General features: G+C 69.5%; 1 protein-coding gene. It reads left to right on the top strand.

The features are described from left to right. Positions 1 to 262: pyruvate kinase (locus AC0IW9_RS31070; RefSeq protein ID WP_471652152.1), on the top strand; the 262-nt coding region annotated here is incomplete at both ends.

Below are 262 nucleotides of genomic sequence, written 5' to 3'. Positions count from 1 at the left end.
CTGACCGCCAAGGACCGCGAGGACCTCGACTGCGTGCTGCCGCTGGGGATCGAGTACATCGGCCTCAGTTTCGTCCCGCGGCCGGAGGATGTGGCGGAATGCCAGGCGATCTGCGCCGGCCGCGCCCTGGTCATGGTGAAGAGGGAGAAGCCCCAGGCGGTCGAGAACCTCGACGGCATCATCGCCCTCGCCGATTGCGTGATGGTGGCGCGCGGCGAGGGCATCCCCTGCGAGGTGGTGGTGGTCGCCGATGACGTGGCGC

Source organism: Belnapia sp. AC561 (assembly GCF_979252845.1).
Note: the sequence above shows the minus strand (reverse complement) of the source record. Positions and strands in the feature narration are given on the sequence as shown.